Genomic DNA, 25726 nt, shown 5'->3' with positions numbered 1-25726 from the left:
TTATTTAGGCTTTTAAAAGCTGACTTGGGACACGCACTAAATATGTATTCATGATAAATTTGAAAAAGGAGTATAAAATTGCTTTAACCGTCATTGCCGCCCTGATTGTTTTATTGTGGGGCGTTAATTTTCTGAAAGGGAAGGATATCTTTGATACAGGCACTGTTTACTACGGAACTTATCCGCGGCTGGAGGGACTTACTGAAGCCAGTCCGGTTTATTATAATGGATATAAGGTGGGTTCTGTCAGAGATATTGAATTCCATCCGGAAAGAGAAGAAAAAATTTATTGTAACATTCTCGCTTGAAAGGGAGTTACCGGTATATAGAACCACGGTAGCTCAAATTTATAGCTTCGACCTGATGGGAACCATGGCGGTACAATTCCTGGACGGTCAACCGGATGAGCTCCTTGAGCCTGGTGATACATTGCAAACAAGCATAAAACGGGCAATTATGGACCAGGTGACCACCGAAGTTATGCCCATTAAAGATAAGGTAGAAGCACTAATTGTGAGAATTGATTCTACCTTATCCGGGTTGTCGGGTGTTTTGTCCGATACCAATAATCAGAGCTTTGAAGAAGGCATGAAAAGCTTCCGGCAAATGATGCAAAACCTGGAGAAAACTACTGCCGAATTTAATACCGTTATGTCAAAAGGCGGTGCGTTGCGTAATTCTTTGGCCAATATAGATACTATCTCAGGGGAACTTAGCCGTCAACGTCATTCTGTTTCAGCAACAATAAAAAATGTGGAAGACTTTAGTGAACAACTTGGAAGACTTGAACTTGATACATTGGCCGAAAAACTTGATTCGAGCCTTTTTATTCTGAATTCACTGCTTAAGCAGGCCAGTGAAGGGGAGGGAAGTCTTGGACTGTTACTCTCGGATGAAGGGCTTTATTACAATCTGATGGATGCCTCGGCCAATCTTGACAGATTATTGGCCGATGTACGCCACAATCCGAAACGTTATTTCAGCATTTCAGCCTTCGATTTTGGAAAAACGGTTGAAATTAAAGTTGACGACAAAAAAGCCGAAGAACAAGGGATTGTGTATAAAGTAAGAATTTCCGTATCAGATAAACCTTTGGATATCAGGAATAATATGATAAGAGATAAATACCGAATTTTTGAAGATACTGATGGTAAAAAATACACTTACACAGTTGGTGCCTCTTCTTCGTATGCCGATGTTAAAAGCATTCGTGATGAAATTATCCATGAGTATCCCGAAGCAGAAATTATCGCATTCAAAGAAGGTAAACCAGTGAAACTCTTTAAAGCACTTAAACTTTCCGGTACGAAGGATTAAATATTTTGTTTAATAGAATTGTCGCAAAAACACCCTGAAAAATTATTTGACGAATGTCAAAAATTTTTTTGAATTTTTATTCAATTCCCTTTCCTTCAATGTTTTGTAACTGTTAACTGAAAGTTAATTTTTTTGTTTTAATGTCTGATTTTCAGTCATTTGAACGGTGTTAGTTTCAATGGTTTGAATACTAACTGTATAAAGTAATTCCTAAAAATTCAACCCTTCAGGCATTTTTTTTTCCAGTTTTTTTTAGCAAATTTTGTCCTGATTGAAAACACACATCTTTAACATATTGTAAAAAATGGAAGGCATAGAAACAAAACTGGATCATAAGCAAGTCTGGTCTGAGTGTCTGAGTTACATTCAGGCTTCTATACCGGGAAATGATTTCCGTACATGGTTTGAGCCCATTGTACCATTGAAACTGGAGAACAAAGTGCTTACTATTCAGGTGCCAACCTACTACTTTTATGAATTTATCGAAGAGCAATATATCAAACTGGTGAGTACGGCGCTTCGCGAAGTGATTGGTTCCGGTGCCAAACTGGAATATAGTGTGGTAATGGAGCGGTCATCAGCGCCTTCTGCCTCACCTACGTATACAGTAAATTATCCTGCATCCGGAAAACACGATCTGCGCAACAGGGCAGTCGACAAAAAATATGGTCGCCAGGATCAGCCAAACATACGAAATCCTTTTATAATACCGGGCGTTAAGAAATTAAATATCGATCCGCAGCTTAACCCAGAGTATAGCTTTGAAAATTTTGTGGAAGGGGATTGCAACCGTTTGGCACGTTCGGCCAGTGAAGCTGTTGCTAAAAATCCCGGCAAAACAGCCTTTAATCCGCTTTTTCTCTATGGCAACAGCGGATTGGGTAAAACACATCTTGGTCAGGCTATTGGCATTGAGGTTAAAAGACTATATCCGGAAAAAACGGTTCTCTATGTCAGTGCCAATAAGTTTACGACACAATATACCGACTCTGTTGCCCGAAATTCAGCCAATGATTTTATGCATTTCTATCAGATGATAGATGTGTTGATCATTGACGATATACATGAACTTGCCGGTAAAGAAGGTACTCAAAATACCTTTTTTCATATTTTTAACCACCTGCATCAATCTGGAAAACAGTTGGTGCTTACATCAGATAAGGCACCGGTTGACTTAAAAGGGATGAAAGAGCGTTTGCTGACGCGCTTTAAGTGGGGTTTACCGGCCGATTTGCAGTCGCCCGATTACGAAACAAGGGTTGAAATACTAAAAAATAAAAATCTATAAGGACGGAATCAACGTTTCCGATGAGATCATTTACTACATAGCCTCGCATATAACTGATAATGTGCGCGAACTGGAAGGTGCTCTTATTTCGTTATTGGCAATGTCCACGCTTAATAAGGCTGAGATTACTTTCGATATTGCGCGCAGTGTAGTTGACAGGCTGGTAAGCAAACCGCATAAAGAAATTACGGTAGACCAGATACAACAGAAGGTTTGTGATTTCTATGGTCTGAAACCCGATGCACTCCAGTCTAAAACCCGAAAACGTGAAATTGTCCAGGCGCGGCAGGTAGCAATGTATTTTTCCAAGAATTTGACCAATTCTTCTCTTTCTGCTATCGGCGCAGTTATTGGACGACGTGATCATGCAACTGTTTTGCATGCTTGTAAAACTGTAAAGAACCTGAAAGAGACCAATACCGAATTCAAGCATCAATTGAAAGAGATTGAAGGACTTATCAGACAATAACACAAACAGATCGTTGGGAAGTTTATTTATCTTTCTCTGCAAGGTTCGGATTCTTCAGAGAATTACTTGCAGAAAATCGCCGTCGAACACTCTATGGTTATCTGTTTCAGTTTGTAAATACAAAAAATCCCCGGTAATTTTTTGAATTTCCGGGGATTTTAGTTTTTTATCTTAACGCAGGGATATTTTTTTTAAAAAACATATCTTTGGTACTTTCTTTGAATAAATGGGGCGTGTCTACGCGAAAAGTTTTTACAATATGCGTGTCTGTTCTGAAAGTGTCATTGACAAGGCTTGCGAAGCCGGAAAATACGGAGTTTACTCATCGTAAATGATTAATTTTCGGACGAGCGTAACACAGTAAATGGTACTTTATGGACAGACACTAAATAGTGTCTTGTATTTTTACAGGAACAGGATGAAACGAACCTGGCAAGTTTAGTCATAATCAGGGTATGTTTAAGTTCTTTTATGTGGACTCAGCCGACCTTGTAAATTATTAGGATACAGATAATTGAAGAACAAACAGATATAATCCACGACGATTTCTCTGTAAATGTAGATTTTGAATTTTTTACCATGATAAAAAACTTTTCAAAACCGGCTTTAGCTTTTTTGTTGACCGTAGGAGTGTTTTTCTTCTCCGTGTTTTTCGTTCATGCCCAGGAAGAATCTACCCGTAAACGAATTATTATCGACGGTGAAGAATTTTTTCTTCATGTCGTTCAGGTCGGTGAAGGTTTTTATTCCATTGCTCGTCAGTACAATGTTTCGCAACAGGAGATACTTGATGCCAACCCCCAATTGGAGGGTGGACTCCTTAAGGGACAGATTCTTCGGATTCCTGTTATTGAAGGTCGTAATGCGAACTCCAAAGAAGTTGAAAGCTCCGGTAACTTTACATTACATACTGTTGAGAAAGGACAAACTGTTTGGTTTATTTCGCGGAAGTACGATGTTGATATTGAAGATATTTACAAGCATAATCCCGGTTCCAGACAAAAATTGACGGTTGGCAGTATCATAAAAGTTCCTGTTAGTGGGGAACAAGAGAAGACTCAACAATTTGATGATGATAATTTTAAGTTATATGAAATAAAAGCCGGAGATACACTTTACTCGCTTTCCAGAAGAGTTGGTACTTCTGTGAACGATATTCTTCAGCTTAATCCCGGTCTGCGTAGTGGTGTTCTGGTTGTTGGGTCGGTTATCAGGATCCCTTCCGGACAAGAACCTGGTGAGAGAAAAGATTTAGCAACCAAAGATGAGCCTGGTTACATAGAAGGTGAGAGGTATAATTATCATGAAATAAAGCCCGGACAAACACTTTATTCAATAAGCCGTCTTTACCAGGTGGAAGTTGATGAGCTTAGAAGAGTCAATCCGGATATAAACCCGGACGACTTAAAACCCGGGTATATGCTTCGGATACCACGTTCGGTTGAAAATCGATATGCAGAGCAACAGGAGGTGAAGGACAGAGATATGTTTGAAACCCACAAAGTGAGACGCCGTGAAACACTTTTTTCCATATCGAGACGATACGACGTAGACATGGAGATCATACGGAAGGTAAACGCAGGGGTCGACTTTTCCAACCTTAGAAGAGGTACCGAGTTGAAGATTCCTACCGATCAGTGGTTTGTTTTGAATTATCCGGGAACGCCTGAAGAAGGGAGGGAAACGGCCGAATCGGGTATCGACTCAGTGAAATATTCAGGACTGGTTCCGTCAGACAGTCTTTGCATTAACAAGAATAATGTAGGTAGTGTTTTACGACCGGTCAGAGTTGCATTGCTTTTTGCCCTTTGATCTGGATGCAACAGAAAAAGCAAACATTGTTGAAAAAGTACAGAATGGCGATACCATAAAAACTGTGCGACAAAATCCTGTACTGGCACGTCGTTCTGTTGTTTTTGCCGAGTTTTATGAAGGAGCACTTCTGGCTCTGGATAAGTTGAAGCAGGAAAATGTAAACGTGGAATTGTCTGTCTTTGATATAGCATCTGAAAACTTATCGGTTAAAGACTTTTTGGATGCGAATGAAAGGGAACTCAGCAAGGTTGATATGATTATAGGGCCTGCACGTTCGGAAAATCTTAAACCGGTGTCCGACTTTGCATTGAATCATCAGATTAAGTTGGTATATCCACTCTCGAACGTCAACCCCGAATTGGAGCGAAACCCCTGGCTTTTTCAAATAAATACACCTGATACTCTGATTTTTGATAAAATGGCCGCAGAGATTGTTCGTCAGTCCGAAAACTACAATCTCCTGGCCATACTTCCCGAGGAGGAAGATGAGTATGCTTCACGGTTTATTGAACAGTTGAGAAAGAAGGTGTTTTTTAACGAATTTGCCCTTAATAAAAACATTAATTATCTGGAGTACAGGATAGTAGGTAATGAGGATCAGACTAATCTGGAAGCATTGCTGGATCCCCTGAAAAGAAACTATGTGGTGGTACCAACCAACCAGGAGGCCACAATCTCTAAAATTGTTCCCACTCTGGCCGGAATTGCAGAAACGCACGGCGTGCCAATTCATCTGTTTGGAATGACCGAATGGCTGCGTGCTCAATCTATTGAGCCTGAAGATATGTTTCGCCTGAATGCCAGTATTTTTACTTTTTTCGCGTTCGATTACGATAACAATCAAACAAAACGTTTTATTGAGAAATATCGCGATTGGTATTATACCGAACCTCATGCAGTATCCCCGTACTTTCAGAATTCTTCATCATCACCGGGTTATTCCCGTTATGGAGCCTGGGGCTATGACGTAACTTATTATTTTATTTCGGCTCTGGCACGAAGAGGATTGCATTTTGAGTATTGCCCGGATCCAATTAATATTCAGCCCGTTCAATTTAATTTTTCATTCAAACGGATATCTAATTGGGGCGGTTTTTATAATGAAGGCATTTTTCTGCTGAAATTTTTACAGGGCTATAAGGTTAAAAGGGTTCCGTTGTTAACCTTCCCGTCTGTTTTGCCGGTTACAGCAGAAGAGTCATTTCATTAGTATAAAATTTGATTTTCAAGGCCTAATGGAACTCGCATGCAAGATTTATACATGTTATTTTGTGACAAACCTTGCCATGCTGTTTCAACCGTTTTGAAAAGTAAAATACGATTCATTAATTCACGTCTGTCCGAAAAGTACCATTTGTCAGGGTACGCTTGCCGTCAAAATACTCATCCCAGGATGCCCGGGACTCTGTTTTTGCGGCTTCGCAAGCCCCGATGATATCGGGGCAGGCACTGGAACCGGCACTTTCAGGACAGGCACTAATAAATTATCTGAAACTATATGATTTCGGTCAATCATTTGACACTTGATTTTGGTACGTTTGTTCTTTTCGAGGATGTCTCGTTCTTAATTAATCCCCGTGATCGTATTGGGCTGGTCGGGAAAAACGGTGCCGGTAAAACCACTCTTCTGAAAGTGATTTACGGATTACAGGAGCCTACATCGGGAGAAATAACCAAACCCAAAGATTTTACTATTGGATACCTTCCCCAGGTGATGAAACACAATGACCGTTATTCTGTTGTAGAAGAAACCGAACAGGCCTTTTGGGAATTGAAGGAACTTGAAAGGGAAATTGACCGCCTGAATCAGGCTATTCATCAACGCGATGATTATCATTCCGATGAATACATGGGGCTGATCGAAAGGCTTACCGAAGCAACAGAACGATTCAATATGTTTGGAGGTCAGGATTATAAGTCGCGTATTGAGGTGACGCTGAAAGGGTTGGGATTTCGCCCGGGCGATTTTTCACGGTCGACATCAGAGTTCAGTGGTGGCTGGCGTATGCGAATCGAACTTGCCAAGATATTACTTCGTAAACCCGATCTCCTTCTGCTTGATGAGCCTACCAACCATCTTGATATTGAGTCCATAACCTGGCTCGAAGAGTTTCTCCGAAGTTACAGTGGTGCATTGGTGCTTATTTCTCACGATAAAGCTTTTCTTGACAATGTTACTACGCGTACCATAGAAATTTCTCTTGGAAAGATTTACGATTATAAAGCACCTTATTCACGTTTTGTAGAGTTGAGGAAAGAGCGTCGTGAGCAGCAACTGGCAGCTTACCGTAATCAGCAAAAAATGATAGAAGATACCGAACAATTTATTGAACGGTTTCGGTACAAAGCAACAAAGGCTGTGCAGGTTCAGTCGCGTATTAAACAACTGGAAAAACTCGACCGAATTGAGGTTGACGAGATTGATGAAAGTAAGTTGAATATTAAATTTCCGCCGGCTCCCCACTCGGGTAAAATTGTCGTTGAAGGAAAACACATTGGTAAATCGTATGGTACCCTTAAAGTACTTGAAGATATAGATTTCATCATCGGAAGAGGTGAAAAGGTCGCTTTTGTGGGACGAAACGGTGAAGGGAAAACAACCCTTGCACGGATTATTATGCAGGAGATTGAATATCAGGGTGCTATTCGTATTGGACATCAGGTAAAAATAGGATATTATGCCCAGAATCAGGCCGAACGATTAAAAGAAAACCTTACTGTACTTGAAACAGTCGATAATGTTGCAACCGGGGATGTGCGCACCAGGGTCAGGGATTTGCTTGGTGCGTTCATGTTTAGCGGCGAAGAAGTTGACAAGAAGGTTTCTGTATTATCGGGAGGCGAGCGCACGCGATTGGCAATGGTGCTTTTACTACTGGAACCAGTTAATTTCCTGATACTGGACGAGCCCACCAACCATCTGGATATGCGATCGAAGGATATTTTGAAACAGGCACTGAACGACTTCGAAGGCACTGTACTGGTTGTATCACACGATCGTGAATTCCTGGATGGATTGGTGACCAGAATCTTTGAGTTTTCAGACAGAAAAATTAAAGAACATATCGGTGGCATTTATGAGTTTCTTGAGAAAAAACGGATGGATAACCTTCAGGAACTGGAAAAACAGCCGTCCAGGATAAAGGCGAATAAGAACCTTTCCGGAAGCGCTATGACACGGGAAAATAAAAGCGGAAAAGCTGCCTTTGCCGAGCGAAAAGAACTCAATAAAAGCATAAAAAAGGCCGAAAATGAAGTGAATGCCCTGGAAAAGGCCATTACGCAGATTGAAGCGGAAATGGATCGGGTATTGGCAAAAATGAATAGAGATTCGGAGAATGCTATAGATACTTCTCTTTTTGAAGAATTTGTGGAATTGCAGGACAAAATGGAGAAAAAGATGAACCAGTGGGAATCAGCACATGCAGAACTGGAACAACTGGAGAAAAAAAGATCCGAAATGGATGCCTGAGATAGTGTTTTGTGGTTTGAAGGCAGAAGGGAATTACCAATGATCAATTATCAATTATCAATGATCAATATGTCAATATTTTTCAACCATATTTCAATCCCTGTTCAACCTCTAAATATCTAACCTCTAATATAGTATCTAAACAAGAACATTTATTGATTTAAAAATGGAAAAGAACATCATATTCGGTATTCGACCTGTCATGGAGGCCATCCAGGGCGGGCGTGATATTGACAGGATACTGATCAGTCAGAATCTTAAAGGGCAACTGGCCAGAGAACTGACAGAGCTTATTCAGGAAAAAGGAATTAATTTTAAACAGGTGAAGCCCGAGCGAATCGACCGGGTTACCAAAAAAAATCATCAGGGTGTTGTCGCGTATCTTCCACCTGTTGAATATCATGATATAGAGCAGATTGTCGGAAAATCTCTCGACGAAGGCAGGTCTCCGTTTGTTCTTCTTCTTGACGGGATTACCGATGTGAGGAATTTCGGAGCGATTGCCCGCACGGCTGAATGTGCCGGAGTAGACGCCATCGTTTTACCCGAAAAAGGAAGCGTGTCGGTAACGCCTGATGCCATAAAAACATCGGCAGGTGCGTTATTTCGTATTCCGGTATGCCGTGAAAAGAATCTTTATTTTGTTTTAAGACATTTGAAAAATCGTGGCTTTACCATTGCAGCAGCTTCCGAGAAAGGCGATACAGACTACCGGAAAGTTGAATACCAGGGAGCGGTAGCGCTTATCCTGGGGGCCGAAGATAAAGGAGTATCATCGCAACTGCTAAAAATGGCTGATGCGCATGTGTCGATTCCCGTCAAAGGAGAAATAGGATCACTTAATGTTTCTGTGGCAGCCGGAATCCTCATTTATGAAGTACTCCGCCATCGGGGGTAAAACGAAGAGTTGGATGACCCGGTGCTTTTGATTATATTTGTTGCGCTTTTAGCAAAACTCTGTTAAACATTTGCAATTGGATGCAAATCAGTTGTTTGAAGTTAATGGATGTTAGGTGTTAAAGTTTATTATATCAATATTTTATGAATAATCCGGGTTAAATCTGATATCTAAAAATCTAACGATCTATTGTTTTAGATAAATATTATGGAATACATCGTTTCCGCACGAAAATACAGACCTGATACATTTGATTCGGTAGTAGGACAGAAGAACATTACTACTACGCTGAAAAATGCCATAAAAAATCAGCAACTGGCGCATGCTTACCTGTTTTGTGGCCCTCGCGGGGTAGGTAAAACGACCTGTGCCAGAATTTTTGCAAAAACAATCAACTGCAAAAATATAACTTCTGATTTTGAGGCGTGCAACGAATGTGATTCCTGCCGTGCCTTTAACGAGAACCGATCTTACAATATCCACGAACTTGATGCTGCGAGTAATAATTCGGTTGAAGACATCCGTTCTCTGATAGACAAGGTACGGATACCACCCCAAATGGGGAATTACAGTGTGTATATTATTGATGAGGTACACATGCTTTCGCAACAGGCGTTTAATGCTTTCCTGAAAACCCTTGAAGAGCCTCCCAGGCATGCTGTTTTTATTCTCGCAACCACCGAAAAACACAAAATATTGCCCACTATTCTTTCGCGTTGTCAGACTTTTGATTTTAACCGTATCAAGGTCGAAGATGCTGTAGAACACCTTAAAAAAGTGGCACAACAGGAAGGTGTAGTGGTTGAAGAAGAAGGTCTCAATGTTATTGCTCAGAAAGCCGACGGGGCGATGCGTGATGCATTATCCATTTTTGATCAGATTGTGGCTTTTTCGGGGAAAAATGTCTCTTATCAGCAGGTGATTGATAATCTTAATGTTCTGGATTATGATTATTATTTTAAACTGGTAGATGCATTCCTGAATGAAGATACGAAATCTTCATTACTCATACTTGATGAAATATTGGACAACGGATTCGATGAGGGACATTTTGTGGCCGGTCTATGCAGTCATCTTCGCGATCTGCTGATGTGTAAAGACGAGGCAACACTGGCATTGCTGGAGGCAGGTGCTTCTATTCGCGAAAAATATCTTGAACAATCGCGTAAGTGTCAGGTAGATTTTCTGGTTAAAGCCTTAGAGATTGCAACTCAATGTGACCTTCAGTTTCGGTCAGCCAGAAATAAAAGATTGCATACCGAATTTGCTCTTATTAAATTGTCACGCCTTCTTACCGAAAAAAAAAAGTAAGAAACCCAAGTTGAGGAAAGTGCTTCTCTTTCAAACGAAGTTGAGGAAAAGGCACCCGTCTCCAAACCCGGAACTTCTTTTCATGCACAAGGAAGTAAGAGTGGTACAACTAAGCCGGGTGGCAAAACTTTAAAGCGCTTTTCTATTAAGGAGTTCACCAGTGCAAAAGGGACTTCCCGAACACAAAGCCAACAAGAAAATGCTGCCAGAGAACCTTCTCAAGGACAGGAAATAGATTCTTCATGGAACAACGAATTTACTCCTGAGGAGTTGCAGAAAGTGTGGAGTGCCTATGCACGCTCTATAGAATCAAAGAATCCAAGGCTTTTTAGTATGCTGACGGCGCGTTCTCCTCGTCTTAAAGGAAAGCAGGTGGTGGTTTTCCCGCTTCAGAATGAAACCCAGGAAGTGGAATTATTGAAGGAGAAAACTCCTTTGTTCAACTATTTGAGGAGGGAACTGAAAAATGCAGGGCTCCAGTTGGAGATAGAATATGTTCGGGAGGGAACAGGACAACAGAAGGCTTTTACTGCTGCTGATAAATATAAGCTACTGGCAGAGAAAAATCCTGTTCTTAACAAACTTAAAGATGCTCTGAATCTTGATCTGGAATAGGTGGAGGAAGGTAAGTACATGCAGAAGGCAGAAACAGTAGAAAGAAACAAGCATGGAACTTTAATTTCTCCCTCGGCTCAGCCGCTTTGTTTACAAAGAAATCTGCCGCAGTGTTGTATAAAAATCGTAACCTGGTTTTACTGATGAAGCATTCAAATGTTGTAGTAAAGCTGAACCTTGTCGCTTTTTGATGTGTTGTTTATTTGACTTAATTGACATACAAACAAAATTGACCTATGACGAAAATTAAAGTACAGAATCCGGTTGTGGAACTGGATGGAGATGAGATGACCAGAGTCATCTGGAAAATGATTAAGGAACAGCTTATTTTACCTTACCTCGATCTGGACATTAAGTATTATGATCTGAGCATTCAGAACAGGGATGCTACCGATGACCAGATTACTGTAGAGGCTGCAAAAGCTATTCAAAAGTATCACGTGGGAATTAAATGTGCTACAATTACGCCAGACGAAAAAAGGGTAGAGGAGTTTGGACTCAAAAAGATGTGGAAGTCACCCAATGGTACTATCCGTAATATTATTGGCGGAACCGTTTTCCGTGAACCCATTCTGATAAAAAATGTACCACGCCTTGTTCCGGGCTGGGAACATCCGATTTGTATAGGACGTCATGCTTTTGGCGATCAATATCGTGCCACCGACTTTGTAACCAAAGGAAAAGGTAAACTGACCATTACTTTTACCCCTGAAGATGGTTCAGAACCACAGGAATATAACGTTTACGACTTTGAAGGCGACGGCGTTGCTATGGCCATGTACAATACTGACGAAAGTATTCGTGGTTTTGCGCATAGTTGCTTCAATCAGGCAATTATGAAAAAATGGCCGCTCTATCTTTCTACCAAGAATACAATTCTCAAGAAATACGATGGTCGCTTCAAAGACATCTTCCAGGAGATTTATGAGAGGGATTACAAAGAAAAATTTGAAGAACTCGGCATTACTTATGAACACCGCCTGATTGACGATATGGTGGCAGCTGCCCTGAAATGGAACGGCCGGTTTGTCTGGGCTTGCAAAAATTATGATGGCGATGTCCAGTCAGATACCCTTGCACAGGGATTTGGCTCTCTCGGTCTGATGACTTCAACGTTGGTTACACCTGATGGTAAAACCATGGAAGCCGAAGCTGCCCACGGAACCGTTACACGTCACTTTCGTATGCATCAGCAAAGCAAACCCACATCAACCAATCCCATTGCTTCCATTTTTGCCTGGACTCGCGGACTTGAATTCCGTGGAAAACTCGACAGTAACGAAGAACTCATCAAATTTGCCCTTACCCTCGAGCAGGTTTGTATCGATACAGTGGAAAGCGGGAAAATGACTAAAGACCTTGCTCTTACCATTCACGGCAAAGATATGAAAGAAGAACATTATCTCAACACTGAAGCTTTTATGGAAACACTGGCTGCAAACCTTAAAAGAAAAATGGAAGGTTAATAGTAATATTCTTTCAGCTTGTTTAATAATAGTTCATTAAAAATAGCCTAAGCGCAGAGACACAAAGACGCAAAGTTTTTATTGTGTGAGAGATATGGATATTCGTTAAATAAATGGTTGTCAATTGCTTGCGAGATTTAACGAGCTGTTAATAACATGAGCCCGCACTTTTTTGTGCGGGCTTTTTTTGATGTAAAAGACAATCAGTCTCCCGCTCGGCGTAATTTGTAATTACGTCGAATTTTAACAGGCAGTTTGCAACTGCCATCGTACAAATATTTTTCACTTCATGGTGACATAAATGGGTATTAATCTTTAAATTTGTAGTAAAATATGATGATTATGAATATAGAAACCAGAAAGTTGAATATTATTAACTGGGTGTCTCATCTTCAGGATGAAGCTGTACTCTCCAGAATTGAGCAACTTCAATCTCAAAAGCAAGATTGGTGGGATTTGATTAGTGAAGAGGAAAAGGCAGAAATTAAAGAAGGAATATCTCAGGCCGATAATGGCGAAACAAAAACAACAGAAGAGGTCCTGTCAAAGTACAAGAAATGGCTTTAAAAATAGTTTGGTCCAAACGAGCAGAAAATGGGTACGATAAAATAATACAGTATCTGGAAGAAGAATAGACAGACCGTGAAATCCGAAATTTTATTAAAGAAACACGGCAGTTTTTATCTCTTCTTGAGAGAAATCCTCATTTGTTGGAACCATCCCAAGTCCGAAAGAACATATACAGAGGCCCCATGAATCGTCTTACAATAGTTACTTATCGGGTAAAACCCCGGAAAAAGCAAATAGAACTTTTAAACGTGCGAAGCTCCAGGCAAAAGCCACTAAAAAAATAATCAATATCCACCGCATAGAACGTTTACCAGTTTAATCTGAAAGACCACCTGGGCAACGTACGTGCCATGACTGATTTAAGTGGTAATTTACAGCAGGTTAGTAACTATTACCCCTTTGGCATGTTGGCTGAAAATGCTCAAGTTGGTGGTGCCAATAATAAGTACCGCTACAACGGCAAAGAACTGCAGGACGATGCAATAGGGAATGGACAGTTGGATTGGTATGATTACGGGGCACGGTTTTATGACCCGGCAATTGGGAGGTGGCATTGCATAGACCCAATGGCTGAAAAATATCCAAGTATTAATCCATACAATTATTGCTTTAATAATCCAGTAAATTTATTTGACCCTGATGGGATGGATCCTGACTCTGATGATGATAAAAAAAAGAGACAGGAATCTGATGAACAAAAATTAATAAAGTATTATCAGAATATTGGTTATAATGTTAATAGTATTGAAGGTGTAAAAGATGCTGTTGCTACTATCGAGAAGGTGAATGACGTTCTGGCTGAATATGGAGAGGAAAGCTCTATAACTCAAGTAACATCTTCAGAATACCAAGAAAAAAATACAGCTTATGGTTGCTGCGGTTAACTGGTTTATGCCTGGAGGGGATAGATATCAAATTGTATGTACTATAGGATTAGGTAGCGAAGTGAATGATGTTATTACTGATAAACTTTCTCCAGGTAAATTAGCCAGATATAAGTCTACTTTGGAAAGTATAGGAAAGGATTTGAATAAGAGGATTGACAACACTTTAGGTGAGATGATAGATTTAAGTAATAAGATGTCCTACTATAAATCAGAGGATAGTAGAAATACTGTTACTTATAGAATGCTTGAACAAAAGTGGAATATAAGACGAGACCGGCTTTTCCAGTTGCAAGATAATCAAAGAGTTATCAATCATGAAATAGAAAGGGTAACAATATTAATATATCAGAATCCAAATTATCAAAAATAACAAGAGTTTTTATTGGGATTTGATTTATGGAACTTTCTGTTGACAATAGAAATCGAGCAATAGCATATACATTAATCATATTGTTTTTAATAATTGTATTGTGCCTTATTCTATATTTTAAGACTTCCAATTTAGCCATAGTTTATACTGGCCTTACTTTATTGGGTTTTGATGTGCTAATTGGTTTTTATTCAGTGAGAAAGCATGATATTAAAAGGGCAGAACTGAATAATGATGAAATAAAAATATATCATAGAAGTGGGCTTATAAAAATTCCCATAAAAGAAATAAGTGATATTTATTCAGGATTAAATTATTTCATTGATATAAAAGGAAGGTTGTCAAATACAATATGTATTGTACTTTAATACTAAGTATGCTTTTGGGAGCAGGCTATTTTTAAAATTTTACATTAAAAACAATAAGGTTAAAGGAGATCCTAATGAAATACAAATTATTCGAGAGAATATGAATAGCTAAAAAATCATGAAACAAGTAAAAATATTTCTGTGTTTAACAATATTGTTTAGTGTAAGCTGTATTAATAACACTAAAAATGAGGATATTGTAAGCAGCGAAAGAGATTATAATAATATTGTCACAAATTACTATAATGACCAAAATCTGTTAGTAAAGCAAACAACGGTAAACACTGAGAAACCTCATGGGGTATTACTTGAAAGAAGAGCACAAACTAATTACTTCTATGATGACAAAGAAAGATTAAAGAAAGAGGTAAGAATAAAACTAGTTGAAGAGAATTCCTCAAATCCCGATTCATCGGTAATATTTTACGATTACAATCAAAATGATGAATTGACAAGAAAAATTCATATTGATTACAATGGTGATACATTAGAAATAGAGGAGAACAGCTATTTAAATGAAGGCAATGTTAAAAACATAAAAAGAATCACCATCAAAAAATCTTTCTTACCAAAAACAGTCTATGACACAGCATATTACTTAATTAAAGAAGAATTTGAAGACACCTTAAAAAGGTAGTAAGTTATTATCAGTTAAAAGGTGCAAAGAAACAACTGAGAGAAACAGAATTTTTAAGTTATAATCAAAGCGGCAATTTAGAAAAAAGCTACACTTTAGACATTAATAATGATACAGTTCAATTCCTTCTTGTCGAATATTATAATGGTAAGATAAAAAGCAAGAAACACGTTTTAAATAAACTTAATCACACAACTAAGGAATTATATGATGCTAATGGCTGTATTGAAAAAGTAATAACTATTGATAAATCTGCAAATATTAGTGATACAGTATATTATGAATGCGATGACATTTGCAATGTTCTTAAAATAAAATGGTAGTAGAATAATATAATAAGAAACTTTTATTTTAACAGCCCGGTAATTTTATCGATAACCGAATTAAGAAAACCGGTATCTACAGCCGTATTTTTAGAAATAATCAGGCTTTCGTTTAATAGGAATATTTTATGTAACCGGATACAGCTTTGTAAAGGAAGTTCTTTGCCATTAACAAAATCACTTTTGTTTATCAGGAGCGAAAGGCTGTCGTTACGAATTTTAGAGGTAACCTGAACCATCAAATAATCACCGGTATTGTTTACGCTGTCGTTGGAAATAATAAGTGCCGGCCTTTTCTTTGTCCTGGACAAATCAGAAAACGGGAACCCGATAATTACAATGTCGCCTTTTTTATACTTCATGCTTTATAGAACTTCGTCCCACCTGTTATCTTCATCCGATAGCCAATCTTCGGCCAGGCTTTTTTCCGATAAAAGCATTGTCTCGTAGGTACTATCTTCTTCGATTACTTCTTTAGTTTTTGATTTTTTTTCTTTTATCTGAATATCAGCAAACTTGCTCTTAATATGGCTTATAAAAGCAAGGTATTTATTATCCGGTATGTTTAGAACGACTTGTTTCATGATCGATTATTTTACAGCGTAAGTTCTCCTGTTTTTTATCTCGTGTATCATTGCATCCAAAGTAAAAAGAATCTGTTCTTTTTCATTTTCGGCAAAGCTTTTAATATCGTTGAACCTGCGGAGCATGTCAGGGTCTTTAAAGATATTGCTTTCTTCTGTTTCTCCTAACAAATATCCCACAGTAGAATTAAGCAAATCAGCCAATTTTTTGGCTGCTTCAATAGATGGTGTCATCTCATCCCTTTCATATCGGCTTATGACCGATACAGAGGTGTTGAGTTTTTTTGCCAGTTCGGTCTGTGACCATCCCTTTTCTTTACAGAGCATTGATATTTTCTTACCAAATGTCAACATAATTTTAAACCTAAAAAGATTTGTTTTACCCCTATTTTTCAAGGAACACACAAATATACAAACCTTATACGAGAAAATAAAATATGAAAAGATTTTGTCAATTTGATTGATTGGATTAAATTTGACCGAAAAAGGTTAAAAATTATTTTTTATGGAAATTTTAGAAATAAAATCCAGGCTATCCATTAACACTGTTTTGAAACACTACGGTTTACATCCCGACCGGAATGGAATGTTAAAATGGATATTCCGGTGATGTTGACCCCCCATTCCGGTGATATTGACCCCCTGCTCAGTATTGGTTCAAAGAACGAGATGGACTGACAATATTACCGTTTTTTTCTTAAACTTTCACCTCTCAATTCGATTCTATGAGAAGTGTGGACTAATCTATCTAAAATAGCATCCGCAACCGTCTCTTCTCCAATGATATCGTACCAATTTTCAACGGGTAATTGACTGGCTATAATGGTTGAAGCTTTCCCATGACGATCTTCAATTATTTCCAGAAAATCCATTCGTTGTTGGTGCTCTAAATGGGCAAGACCAAAATCATCAAGTATCAGAAGGTTTGTTTTTGCCAATTTCTCTAAAAAATTGATTATGGTTCCTTCAACCCTGGATAATTTTGTTTTGAGAAAGAGCTTTTGGGCATTAAAATATGCCACCTTATATCCGTGAACACAAGCCTGATGCCCCAGAGCTGAAGCTAAATAACTTTTGCCACAACCCGATGCTCCCGTTATGAGTATTGATTCTCCTTTTGTAAGGAAATCACCGGTAGCAAGATTGGATATAAGCCCTTTATCGAGCCCTCTGGATGAATCAATGTGTAACTCTTCAATAGAGGCCTGATAACGAAAACGTGCCGATTTACGAAGCCGTTCAAATCGCTTGTTTTCACGATCCTGCAGTTCGGCTTGTAGCAACACTTCAAGTCCCTCATTTAAGGTTAGCTCATGCTGTCTTCTGGTTTCCACCAGTGCTTTCCAGCTGCGCTCCATGCCGTGTAAACGCAAGCTGGTCATTTGTTGTTCAAGTTGTTTCATTGTTATCAAAATTTAATGTTGATTGTTTGTAATAGGCTTTTCCGCGGATATTTTCGTGTTCCGGTAAAGTTTCTTTTTTAGAGACTTCAGGGATTTCCGTCATCTTATTTTTAATGATATTCTGGATAAATCCATAACTGTATTGCTCAACTTCCATGGCCATAGCACAGGCTTTTTTAAAAGTTGCTTCGGGGGTTTTTCTTTGCAAACTCAACACCCCCTGGCAAGAACGATATACCTGCTCAGGATGCCTTTTTTGTGCAAACATCAAACGAAAGAGCTCATGCAATTCAGGACTGATGTTCAAGGCCTTTTGTAGATAATATTCAGGACTGCGATCCAGGTAATGCCTGTGTGTGGAGCACAAGTGATCGGGGGTAGTTGAGTAGCCTGGATGATATACCCTGGGATGAACTGCAACTAGTTCTCCTTTGATATAAAAATAGACCATTGAACGCGTATAGATGACTTTAACCTTTGAACCAATATGTTGATATGGAACGCTATAATGATGCTTGTCCTGCTGAAGAAGAACATGGTTATTCTTGGCAACTGTCAACTTTCGGTAATATTTAATCTCAAAAGGCTCATCCGGTAAGGCACGTAATAAAGGCTTCTCCTTAGATAAAAATTGTTCCTCACGGCAATACTTCTTTTGTTGCATCCGTGTTTGATTGTGATCCCTGGTCTTATCCCTGATGGCTGCATTCAATGAGTGAATGTCAAAGAATTGCACCTTTCGCAAGCGGGCAAAAACGCGTGTGTAAATCATCTTTACCTGATTTTCCACCAATGCTTTGTCCTGAGGGCTGCATACACGCGTAGGCACAACAGCTGTTTGGTAATGGTTGGCAAAATCTTCTAAGACCTGGTTTACGCCAGGCTCATACAGATTAGCCTTTACTATGGCCGATTTAAGATTATCGGGTACCAACATTTCAGTAACGCCGCCAAAGGCCTCTAAACAGCATCTAAGAGCGTAAATAAAGTCTTCCACGCATTGACTTCTTACGGCTATAACAAAAGCATAATCGGAGAAAGGAAGGCAAGCCACGAAAACCTGACATGTAACAACCTCTCCGGTTTCAATGGACGGTTTAATCTTGCCCCGTTCACTTCGGGTTTGGGCAAAAATCTCCACCCTCGCACACTCGGGTAGTATTTTTGCCCAAAGCCTTGACATCCCTTTAAGTCCTTCCTTGACGCAGTGGCTTTCTTTTTTTCGGTTTTCTTTTAAAAAAATAATGTTGTTATTTTTTCTTTTAACTGAGAATAACTGAAGCCATCAGAAATGAATTTTTCAGCTAAAAGGTTCAATTAAAAGAAAAAAGATGCTATTTTTGAGGGTAGTAGACGTTCTTTGAACACCTATTTTGGAGCAGGTAGGGAACCAGTGGAAACGCAAAAAAACCGCGTAAGTTGGTATGATTACGGGGCGAGAATGTACGACCCAAGTTTGGGGAGGTGGCATGTGGTGGACCCGAAAGCTGAAAAATACTATTCATTCTCACCGTTTGTTTATGGAGCTAATAATCCTCTTTTATTTATAGATCCAAATGGAGAAGAAATATGGATATATTACACTGATGATGATGGAAATGAACAGAAGTTGCAATATAAACAAGGGATGAAATATAAAGGGAATAATGATTTTGTTGCAACTACTGTAGGTTCTTTGAATCAAATGGACAATGTTCAGATTGGAGGTGCTGTTTTAAGTGATTTAGTAGATTCAAAAAGTCAGTTTAATTTTACCAATACTTTTGCCAAAGATAAAAAAGGGAATGATGTAAAAGATGCACTTGCTTTTGCCAAAGATAAAAAAGGGGGAGGAGAAATACATGCTGGAGCATTAATGGAAAGTATACCCGATGGACAAAAGCTTGAATCTACAGCTCATGAACTATTTCATGGTTACCAATACGATAATGGACAAACACTAAATGGAAGCATGAAAACAATAAATAATGAGGTTGGAGCATATCTCTTTGGCAGAGCTGTGACGTTATCTTCAGGAAATGGAATGTTAGGTTGGGGTAACAATACAAATGCAGGATATGCTTACGAACAAGCCATGGAATCTCTCATTTATGCTCCGACTTTTAATAGTAATCAATATAATACAGCTGTAAGCAATTTTAAACTAGGTAGCTCTGTGAATGTGGGTAAGAACGGCGTGGCAGGGCAAGGACCTTATAGAAACTATAAAATCGATACAGCACTAAAAAACCCATTGATTAAAAAACTATTCCCTTTATTACGATGAAACCTCTATTTTTTGTATTATTCAGCGTATTTTTACTGATTATTGGCTGTAAAAGCCATTCACAGGGAAGTAAAGAAGTTGTTGTTGATCCTATCGTGCCTTCCCCGTATGAAGTTGAATATGATCCGCATGTAGTATTGCCAGATAGTTTGGGTGGTGGAAAATATAATGGATTAGCCGCTATTAAAGGGATAATTAATGATAATTTGAAAATTGAGAACGTAAAAATAATGAAGTTGCAATTGTTTACTTCCAAGCAGGACACTGTTATTGATTACTATTATGGAATGGATAGTTTATCTTTGAAGTGGTGTTACCCGCCTAAAGTGAGTGAATACTTGCCTTTTTTTGAAGATTTTGTTAAAACTGTTAGCATAAAGAGGCGTAAGGAATCGTCAGTTAAGGATATAAGTCAAATAACTTTAATGGTTCGATTTAAATAGTTTAGTTGCCAAAAATGTCCCCAGCAAAAACCCGACATAGTCCGGGTTTTTTCTTACCCCGCAAAAGCCTGTTTCGCCTTCACATATTGCAAAATATTGTCTACCACATAGAAAAGGTGGTTCCTATCTTCCTGCGGTAGTTTTTGAATCTCCTAAATTTTTTTGATTACATCGGTATCAAGCAGAAACTCGGTATTGCCTACCAGGTAATCCAGTGACACACCAAGAGTCTTTGCCATTTTACGGGCAATTTCTACCCCGCTCGGCGTAATTTGTAATTACGTCGAATTTTAACAGGCAGTTTGCAACTGCCATCGTACAAATATTTCTCACTTCATGGTGACAAAAATGGGTATTTATCTTTTAATTTGTAGGAAAACTTGATAATTATGAATATTGAAACCAGAAAATTGAATATTATTAACTGGGTGTCTCATCTTCAGGATGAAGCTGTACTCTCCAGAATTGAGCAACTTCAATCTCAAAAGCAAGATTGGTGGGATTTGATTAGTGAAGAGGAAAAGGCTGAAATAAAAGAGGGGATATCTCAGGCAGATAAAGGCGAGACAAAGACAACTGAAGAAGTCTTATCAAAGTACAGGAAATGGCTGTAAAAATAGTCTGGTCCAAACGAGCAGAAAACGGATACGATAAAATAATACGGTATCTGGGCAACGGGCAAAAACTGGTAAAAAAATACAATAACGGAAGCCAGGATACAAATAGATGAGAACTAAAGAATAGGATCAGTAGATAAACATGGAAATATTTCAAAAAGCGCGGGGAAAATATTATCTTTATCTTGTTAAAAGGAAAACTATGTGACCCATTTTGTCGTTAACTTTATATAGGATAAAAACAAAGGAAGCTATGAATACTGTTGAATTAAAATCGGATTTGCACAGCCTAATCGACAAGGTAGAGGATACTACTATTTTAAATGCCATTCGAGCTATTTTAAGCAAGGAAGTAAGAGAAGAAGATTTTTGGGACGAATTGCCATTAAGTGTTCAGGAGTCTGTAAAACGAGGCATGGAACAAGCCAAAAAGGGCGAGTCGAGATTCCATCCTGAGGTAATGAAAAAATATGATAGATGGCTTTAGTAGCAAGGTGGTCTAAAGAGGCCGAAGATACTTTTGATGAGATAATAGAATATTTAGAAGACAACTGGACGGAAAGAGAAATACAAAACTTTGTTCGAAAGGCTCACAAGGTCATAGGGCAAATTGAAAAGAACCCTTACCAGTTCAAAGCTTCCCGGTTCCGGGAAATACGTAAGGCTTTAATTACAAAGCATAGCAGTTTGTTCTATTTTGTGAATGAAGCTGATAAAATTATAGAACTCTATACATTTTGGGACAACCGGCAAAACCCTAAGAAACTCAAACATTAATCAGCCCCCGCTCGCCGTAATTTGTAATTTCTTCGAATCTTAACCGGCAGTTTGTAACTGCCATTCCTGGCAAACAAAGCGGCCGCTCGACAATGTCGCACAGAAATAGTTTTTTTTAACTACCACATTTAACTCAATAGATGGTTAGATTTTCAGAAACCTGCCTGACGGCAGGCTTGCCTATCGTCAGGCAGGTTTCTAATAATCTAACCATCTTCCGATCTATTACCAATAACCGTGTGCAAAAATTCCTCTGCATCTTTAGCATCTATAACCGTTTCTGAGATAAAAGCCTGCAGTTTTATCAGGATATCATCCATGGACATCGGCTCATTTTCGTCGATGAAATTGTTGGCGATGAAAAAGTCTGCCAGCTCTTCGGTTTTGGTTCTATAGAATCTTGAGACTTCACCATTTCTTAGCGCCAGTAGTAATTGTTCGGGATTGCCGTTGAGTTCGGCTGCTTTTTCTGCCACGGCATCGATAAATGTATCGGAGATAAGTCCGGATTGTTTCAAAACATCACGGCCAACTGGTTTTGGACGGCCAATGGAATAGAGTTCTTTAAATCGCGTCAACAGTTCTGCTTTGCTGCAGATGATTTGCCAGGTGTCATCATCCAAACCGGAAATACGACCGTTGTTTTGAACAAAACTCTGCAACTGCCCCCATTGGCGGATGCCTTTTTGCAGACACTTGTAAAGCAGGTTAACATCGTCGATCAGGTACCACAGATGAAGTGAAGTGATGTCGTCGGTGAGGAGGGAAAAAGAGGGGACGGCCAACGCTTCGCCGTATTTTGCGTGACTTTTCCCTTCGGGTTGGGGAGCAGAATACGAAAATTTAATGTCATCCGACGATATTTCGCTGATATTGTTTGATGAAGATCCACCTGAATTTCCAGTCAGGGCTATGTGGGTGAAATGTATATCGCTTTCTGATTTCAGGAACGAATACCATTTTTTCACTTCGTCGTCCTGAGCGGTGAAATAGAAAATTTGCCGGCCTTCACGACTGATTTCAATCAGGGCCTGAATAATTGCGGTTGCTCTCTCATCGTCGCTATTAGCCAGAAGCTCATCTGCCAGCAAGGGAAGTTTTATTGTGTCTTCCTGCTTTTCAATAAATGCCAGACGTACTGCCAGCAAGAGCTGTACTCTGGTTCCTGTTGATAGCTCCGATAGCGGTTGTTCCAGCTTCAATACTGTATCGTAAGCTGTAAATACGGCCTGTTCTTTATTGTCGAGACGCAGTTCATAACGACCTGCAGTAATCCGGTTAAATAGTTCGCCGGCAGCTTTGAAAACCTGCGGGCGGTTCTGATCGCGGGTTTGTGTTTTCAGCTCTTCAACGATGAGATGTCCTGTGAAGCCGGAAATGTTGTTGTGGTAAACATCTTCAAGGTCGTTTAATGCATTTTCTTTTTGGGCCAGAACATCTTCCAGTTCATGTCCGTTTTTTATTTGTCTGACGGCATTTTCTATTTCCTTAATCTGCTCAATGATGGTTTCCCAGTTTTCTGCATTGCGGGCAAATTCTTCAGATTTGGTGATGGCTTCTTCAGCGGTTAAATGTTCTGTTTCCTGTTTATAATCAGGGTATAACGGGTGATCATTTAAAAGATGCTCTTTTCCCTGATAGGTTGCTTTTGTGGCTATAAACTTGTTTTTCAGATCTTTGTAATTCTCCAGCTGTTCTGTCATTTGGCGTATGGTGGTCTTGTCGCCTTCGGTAATATTAAGACGTGAATATATTTCTGACAGCTCTTTTTCGGCATCTTTTAATCGTTTATTCTGATTCTCAATCTCTTTTTCGGACTGTTGTATTTGCCGCAGAAGTTCGCGTCGCTCGTTTTCCTGCTTTTTTAGTTCCGATAAAGTGGCTTTGATTTGTGGAATATCATCAGCTGCAGAAAAACCGGTCTCTGAAAATATTTCATTGCACTTTCCCAGTTCTGCTTGAAGTTCCGACTTTAGATGTTGTGTTTTTGATTGAATTGTTAATAATTCCAGATGGGAATTCTGCCAATTTTTTAGGTTTTCGATAAACCAGACCAGACTGGTGTAATCGTTTTCAGAGATATCAGGGATGTGCGGAGCTGTTTTTATTTTTTCTATCAGTTGGTTTCTTATTTCTTCCAACTGTTTTAATTCGTTATTGGCATTGCTGAGTTGCTTTTCAATATCTTTTTGTTTTCTGATGATGTCATCTTGTTGATGAGCTTTTTGAAGGTCTTTTACAAGCTCATTCAGGAGATTAACAACATCGTCGGGATGCCATTGACCAGGCTGTTTCAGTCCTGTTTTACGATAATCCTGTTCCCTGATCTGCAAAGTGTCCTGTTTCGATGTTTTAAGGTTGGAAAGAATCCATGCCACTGCCATCAGTATAATGCCTGAAAGGCCCGGCCAGCCAAAAAAAGAACGTAGCAATGCCGGTAACTGCCCCCAGCACAATAAGCAGCGGCACAAACCACTTGGGTGTTTCTTTGCTGACTTGTTGTTCGGTGAGCCAGTTGTTGAGAATGTTAATGCCCGAGCTGATTTTTTCACCATCGTATTCTGAATCTCCTAAATTGGCGAATTCTTGCGACAGAAGCTCCATCTGATTGTTCAGAAATGTCTTCCTTCCCAACACATTGTGGGCTTTTTGCAGGAAACGGTCGAGTTGGCCAACATCGTTCAGGTCAAGCCCGTTCCATTCTTCGGGATCAATATTTGCGTCAATATTTTTTAAAGCTTCCTGCGACCGGATTTTCAGAGTTTTAATTTTTTCTTCGTTATGGTTTATTGTTCGCGACAGTTCTTTGATATTCTCTGCGCGATTTTCCAATTCTTCAATAACTGCAGGCGCGATTCCGTTTTTGGGGATGGTGAGTTGTCCGAGTTCTGTTTTAGTTTCTTCTATATCTGAATTGGACTGTTCAATGATGTTTTTCGAGTGGTGAATTTGATGCTCCAACTTTTCAATCTGTTCCGGCTCGTTACCGATCAGCTTGTCCATCGAAGGATGAAATTGTTCCAGTTCGGCGTTAATTTGGTTGTAAGCATTGCGGGCATTCAGAAATTCGGCTAAGGTTTTAAAAAAGCTGCTTCTTTGTCTGTCAAGCTCAGCTTCTTCTTTTTCCCTGTATAGTTTATCCAGGCTGCTCTCTTCGCGTTTTATCTTTTCCTGGTTGCTCAGTGTTGCATGATATTTCTGAATGGCTTTGTCGAGTGCCTTAAATTCGCCTATGTTTTTGGTAGATATGGCATCGGAATAACCAAGTTTTTCTTTTGCCAGGTCAAGATTGTAGCCCCCGATGGATTCGCGGGCGATGGTTTCGGCGGCATTTTTGTCTTCTTCGGCCACCATGTCCTGCAGAGCCAGAAAATAGCGGTGACTTCCTTCTGCTGGCGGGAGTCCTGTTATCGATTCTTCGCGGCCGTCGTGCAGTACCTGTATTTTGCCGTAATCTATTTTTATGTCCCATTCCTGATTATCGAGAAGTATGGAAGCATTGGCATCCAGTCCCATTGTTTGCTTATGCCAGATGAGTTGTTGTATGAGCCGGGCGGTGGAACTCTTGCCCGAAGCATTGGGGCCCGATACAATATTTATGTTAGGTGCCAGGTCATCAAATTGTCGTAATCCACCGGGAAATCCCGGCATTTTTCGAATATTGAGTCTTTTAATTATATATGGGAGTTTATTCATTTTCAGGCTTTTTGGTTTAATAGTTCGCCCAGCAGTCGTTTGCACTGATTCAGTATTTCCTTTTTCCCGGTTTTGGTCATCAACATTTATTGTTCGGTCGTCCCATCTTAAATTTTGATAGACGGGGTGAATTA

General features: G+C 39.3%; 28 protein-coding genes. 21 read left to right on the top strand and 7 right to left on the bottom strand.

Annotation, left to right across the window (positions count from 1 at the left end; all coding sequences use genetic code 11):
- The first annotated feature begins 50 nt into the window (after window positions 1–50).
- The 15 genes from OQ5_RS24185 (at window position 51) to OQ5_RS0103300 (ending at window position 15483) form a co-directional block, all read left to right on the top strand.
- Window positions 51–308, top strand: coding sequence for an MlaD family protein (locus OQ5_RS24185; RefSeq protein WP_255297364.1), 258 nt, complete (start codon window positions 51–53; stop codon window positions 306–308).
- Entirely contained in the window at window positions 226–1317 is a 1092-nt protein-coding gene (locus OQ5_RS20135) for an MlaD family protein (RefSeq protein WP_255297363.1), read from the top strand. Before OQ5_RS24185 ends, OQ5_RS20135 begins: the two co-directional genes overlap by 83 nt.
- 304 nt (window positions 1318–1621) lie before the next feature.
- Window positions 1622–2605 carry a chromosomal replication initiator protein DnaA gene (locus OQ5_RS20130; protein ID WP_255297362.1) on the top strand — a complete coding sequence of 328 codons (984 nt, stop codon included), beginning with the start codon at window positions 1622–1624 and terminating at the stop codon, window positions 2603–2605.
- A gap of 61 nt (window positions 2606–2666) precedes the next feature.
- Window positions 2667–3074 carry a helix-turn-helix domain-containing protein gene (locus tag OQ5_RS24180; RefSeq protein ID WP_255297361.1) on the top strand — a complete coding sequence of 136 codons (408 nt, stop codon included), beginning with the start codon at window positions 2667–2669 and terminating at the stop codon, window positions 3072–3074.
- A gap of 579 nt (window positions 3075–3653) precedes the next feature.
- Window positions 3654–4886, top strand: coding sequence for a muramidase family protein (locus OQ5_RS24175; protein ID WP_016776145.1), 1233 nt, complete (start codon window positions 3654–3656; stop codon window positions 4884–4886).
- Window positions 4876–6099: an ABC transporter substrate-binding protein gene (locus tag OQ5_RS24170; protein ID WP_255297360.1), complete on the top strand. Its 1224-nt coding sequence runs from the start codon at window positions 4876–4878 to the stop codon at window positions 6097–6099. The genes OQ5_RS24175 and OQ5_RS24170 overlap by 11 nt, the downstream gene beginning before the upstream one ends.
- Window positions 6100–6387: 288 nt before the next feature.
- On the top strand, window positions 6388–8361 hold the full coding sequence (locus OQ5_RS0103345; RefSeq protein ID WP_016776143.1) for an ABC-F family ATP-binding cassette domain-containing protein: 1974 nt from the start codon (window positions 6388–6390) through the stop codon (window positions 8359–8361).
- 166 nt (window positions 8362–8527) lie between these two features.
- A complete protein-coding gene (gene rlmB / locus OQ5_RS0103340) occupies window positions 8528–9259 on the top strand; it encodes a 23S rRNA (guanosine(2251)-2'-O)-methyltransferase RlmB (protein ID WP_016776142.1) in 732 nt (243 codons plus the stop codon).
- Between the two features lie 207 nt (window positions 9260–9466).
- Window positions 9467–10570 (top strand): DNA polymerase III subunit gamma/tau, encoded by a 1104-nt coding sequence (locus OQ5_RS0103335; RefSeq protein WP_016776141.1) that lies wholly within the window; start codon window positions 9467–9469, stop codon window positions 10568–10570.
- A 333-nt stretch (window positions 10571–10903) separates the two neighbouring features.
- The gene (locus OQ5_RS0103330; protein ID WP_016776140.1) at window positions 10904–11185 is read left to right on the top strand and encodes a hypothetical protein; all 282 of its coding nucleotides are present in this window, start codon (window positions 10904–10906) and stop codon (window positions 11183–11185) included.
- Between the two features lie 236 nt (window positions 11186–11421).
- Window positions 11422–12651: an isocitrate dehydrogenase (NADP(+)) gene (locus tag OQ5_RS0103325; RefSeq protein WP_016776139.1), complete on the top strand. Its 1230-nt coding sequence runs from the start codon at window positions 11422–11424 to the stop codon at window positions 12649–12651.
- Between the two features lie 342 nt (window positions 12652–12993).
- Window positions 12994–13218 carry a hypothetical protein gene (locus OQ5_RS0103320; protein ID WP_016776138.1) on the top strand — a complete coding sequence of 75 codons (225 nt, stop codon included), beginning with the start codon at window positions 12994–12996 and terminating at the stop codon, window positions 13216–13218.
- Window positions 13219–13571: 353 nt separating this feature from the next.
- Window positions 13572–14105, top strand: a complete 534-nt coding sequence (locus OQ5_RS0103315; RefSeq protein ID WP_016776137.1) for an RHS repeat domain-containing protein — start codon at window positions 13572–13574, stop codon at window positions 14103–14105.
- Entirely contained in the window at window positions 14089–14478 is a 390-nt protein-coding gene (locus tag OQ5_RS0103310) for a hypothetical protein (RefSeq protein WP_016776136.1), read from the top strand. The genes OQ5_RS0103315 and OQ5_RS0103310 overlap by 17 nt, the downstream gene beginning before the upstream one ends.
- Before the next feature lie 486 nt (window positions 14479–14964).
- A complete protein-coding gene (locus OQ5_RS0103300) occupies window positions 14965–15483 on the top strand; it encodes a hypothetical protein (RefSeq protein WP_016776134.1) in 519 nt (172 codons plus the stop codon).
- A gap of 346 nt (window positions 15484–15829) precedes the next feature.
- Here OQ5_RS0103300 and OQ5_RS0103295 read toward each other — a convergent pair whose 3' ends face one another.
- From OQ5_RS0103295 to OQ5_RS20120, 5 genes are all read right to left on the bottom strand, one after another.
- Window positions 15830–16168 carry a type II toxin-antitoxin system PemK/MazF family toxin gene (locus OQ5_RS0103295; protein WP_016776133.1) on the bottom strand — a complete coding sequence of 113 codons (339 nt, stop codon included), beginning with the start codon at window positions 16166–16168 and terminating at the stop codon, window positions 15830–15832.
- Window positions 16169–16171: 3 nt separating this feature from the next.
- A complete protein-coding gene (locus OQ5_RS0103290) occupies window positions 16172–16390 on the bottom strand; it encodes a hypothetical protein (RefSeq protein WP_016776132.1) in 219 nt (72 codons plus the stop codon).
- A 6-nt stretch (window positions 16391–16396) separates the two neighbouring features.
- Window positions 16397–16744, bottom strand: a complete 348-nt coding sequence (locus OQ5_RS0103285; RefSeq protein WP_016776131.1) for a helix-turn-helix domain-containing protein — start codon at window positions 16742–16744, stop codon at window positions 16397–16399.
- A 329-nt stretch (window positions 16745–17073) separates the two neighbouring features.
- Complete coding sequence (gene istB, locus OQ5_RS0103280; RefSeq protein WP_016776130.1) at window positions 17074–17793, bottom strand: IS21-like element helper ATPase IstB; 720 nt, start codon at window positions 17791–17793, stop codon at window positions 17074–17076.
- Window positions 17780–18976 carry a Mu transposase domain-containing protein gene (locus tag OQ5_RS20120; protein ID WP_082179468.1) on the bottom strand — a complete coding sequence of 399 codons (1197 nt, stop codon included), beginning with the start codon at window positions 18974–18976 and terminating at the stop codon, window positions 17780–17782. The genes istB and OQ5_RS20120 overlap by 14 nt, the downstream gene beginning before the upstream one ends.
- A 210-nt stretch (window positions 18977–19186) precedes the next feature.
- On the opposite strand from OQ5_RS20120, the gene OQ5_RS0103270 reads away from it, so the two are divergent.
- The 6 genes from OQ5_RS0103270 (at window position 19187) to OQ5_RS20115 (ending at window position 21896) form a co-directional block, all read left to right on the top strand.
- Window positions 19187–20059, top strand: coding sequence for an RHS repeat-associated core domain-containing protein (locus OQ5_RS0103270; protein ID WP_255297359.1), 873 nt, complete (start codon window positions 19187–19189; stop codon window positions 20057–20059).
- Window positions 20056–20502, top strand: a complete 447-nt coding sequence (locus OQ5_RS0103265) for a hypothetical protein (protein ID WP_016776127.1) — start codon at window positions 20056–20058, stop codon at window positions 20500–20502. Before OQ5_RS0103270 ends, OQ5_RS0103265 begins: the two co-directional genes overlap by 4 nt.
- A 389-nt stretch (window positions 20503–20891) precedes the next feature.
- Window positions 20892–21116 (top strand): hypothetical protein, encoded by a 225-nt coding sequence (locus OQ5_RS0103255; protein ID WP_016776126.1) that lies wholly within the window; start codon window positions 20892–20894, stop codon window positions 21114–21116.
- Window positions 21107–21232 carry a hypothetical protein gene (locus tag OQ5_RS24165; protein WP_016776125.1) on the top strand — a complete coding sequence of 42 codons (126 nt, stop codon included), beginning with the start codon at window positions 21107–21109 and terminating at the stop codon, window positions 21230–21232. Before OQ5_RS0103255 ends, OQ5_RS24165 begins: the two co-directional genes overlap by 10 nt.
- A gap of 140 nt (window positions 21233–21372) precedes the next feature.
- Window positions 21373–21606 carry a hypothetical protein gene (locus OQ5_RS0103245; protein ID WP_016776124.1) on the top strand — a complete coding sequence of 78 codons (234 nt, stop codon included), beginning with the start codon at window positions 21373–21375 and terminating at the stop codon, window positions 21604–21606.
- Window positions 21597–21896 carry a type II toxin-antitoxin system RelE/ParE family toxin gene (locus OQ5_RS20115; RefSeq protein WP_016776123.1) on the top strand — a complete coding sequence of 100 codons (300 nt, stop codon included), beginning with the start codon at window positions 21597–21599 and terminating at the stop codon, window positions 21894–21896. The genes OQ5_RS0103245 and OQ5_RS20115 overlap by 10 nt, the downstream gene beginning before the upstream one ends.
- A gap of 206 nt (window positions 21897–22102) precedes the next feature.
- Here OQ5_RS20115 and OQ5_RS0103235 read toward each other — a convergent pair whose 3' ends face one another.
- Window positions 22103–24280 carry an ATP-binding protein gene (locus tag OQ5_RS0103235; protein ID WP_016776122.1) on the bottom strand — a complete coding sequence of 726 codons (2178 nt, stop codon included), beginning with the start codon at window positions 24278–24280 and terminating at the stop codon, window positions 22103–22105.
- Window positions 24249–25726: hypothetical protein (locus OQ5_RS20110; RefSeq protein ID WP_044107416.1), on the bottom strand; the 1478-nt coding region annotated here is incomplete at its 5' end. The genes OQ5_RS0103235 and OQ5_RS20110, both read right to left, overlap by 32 nt.

It is taken from the genome of Anaerophaga thermohalophila str. Valhall, from assembly GCF_000250735.1.
In the GTDB taxonomy this organism is placed as follows: Bacteria; Bacteroidota; Bacteroidia; order Bacteroidales; family Marinilabiliaceae; genus Anaerophaga; species Anaerophaga thermohalophila_A.
The sequence above is the reverse complement of the archived record's forward strand: the minus strand, read 5'-3'. Positions and strand labels throughout refer to the sequence as shown.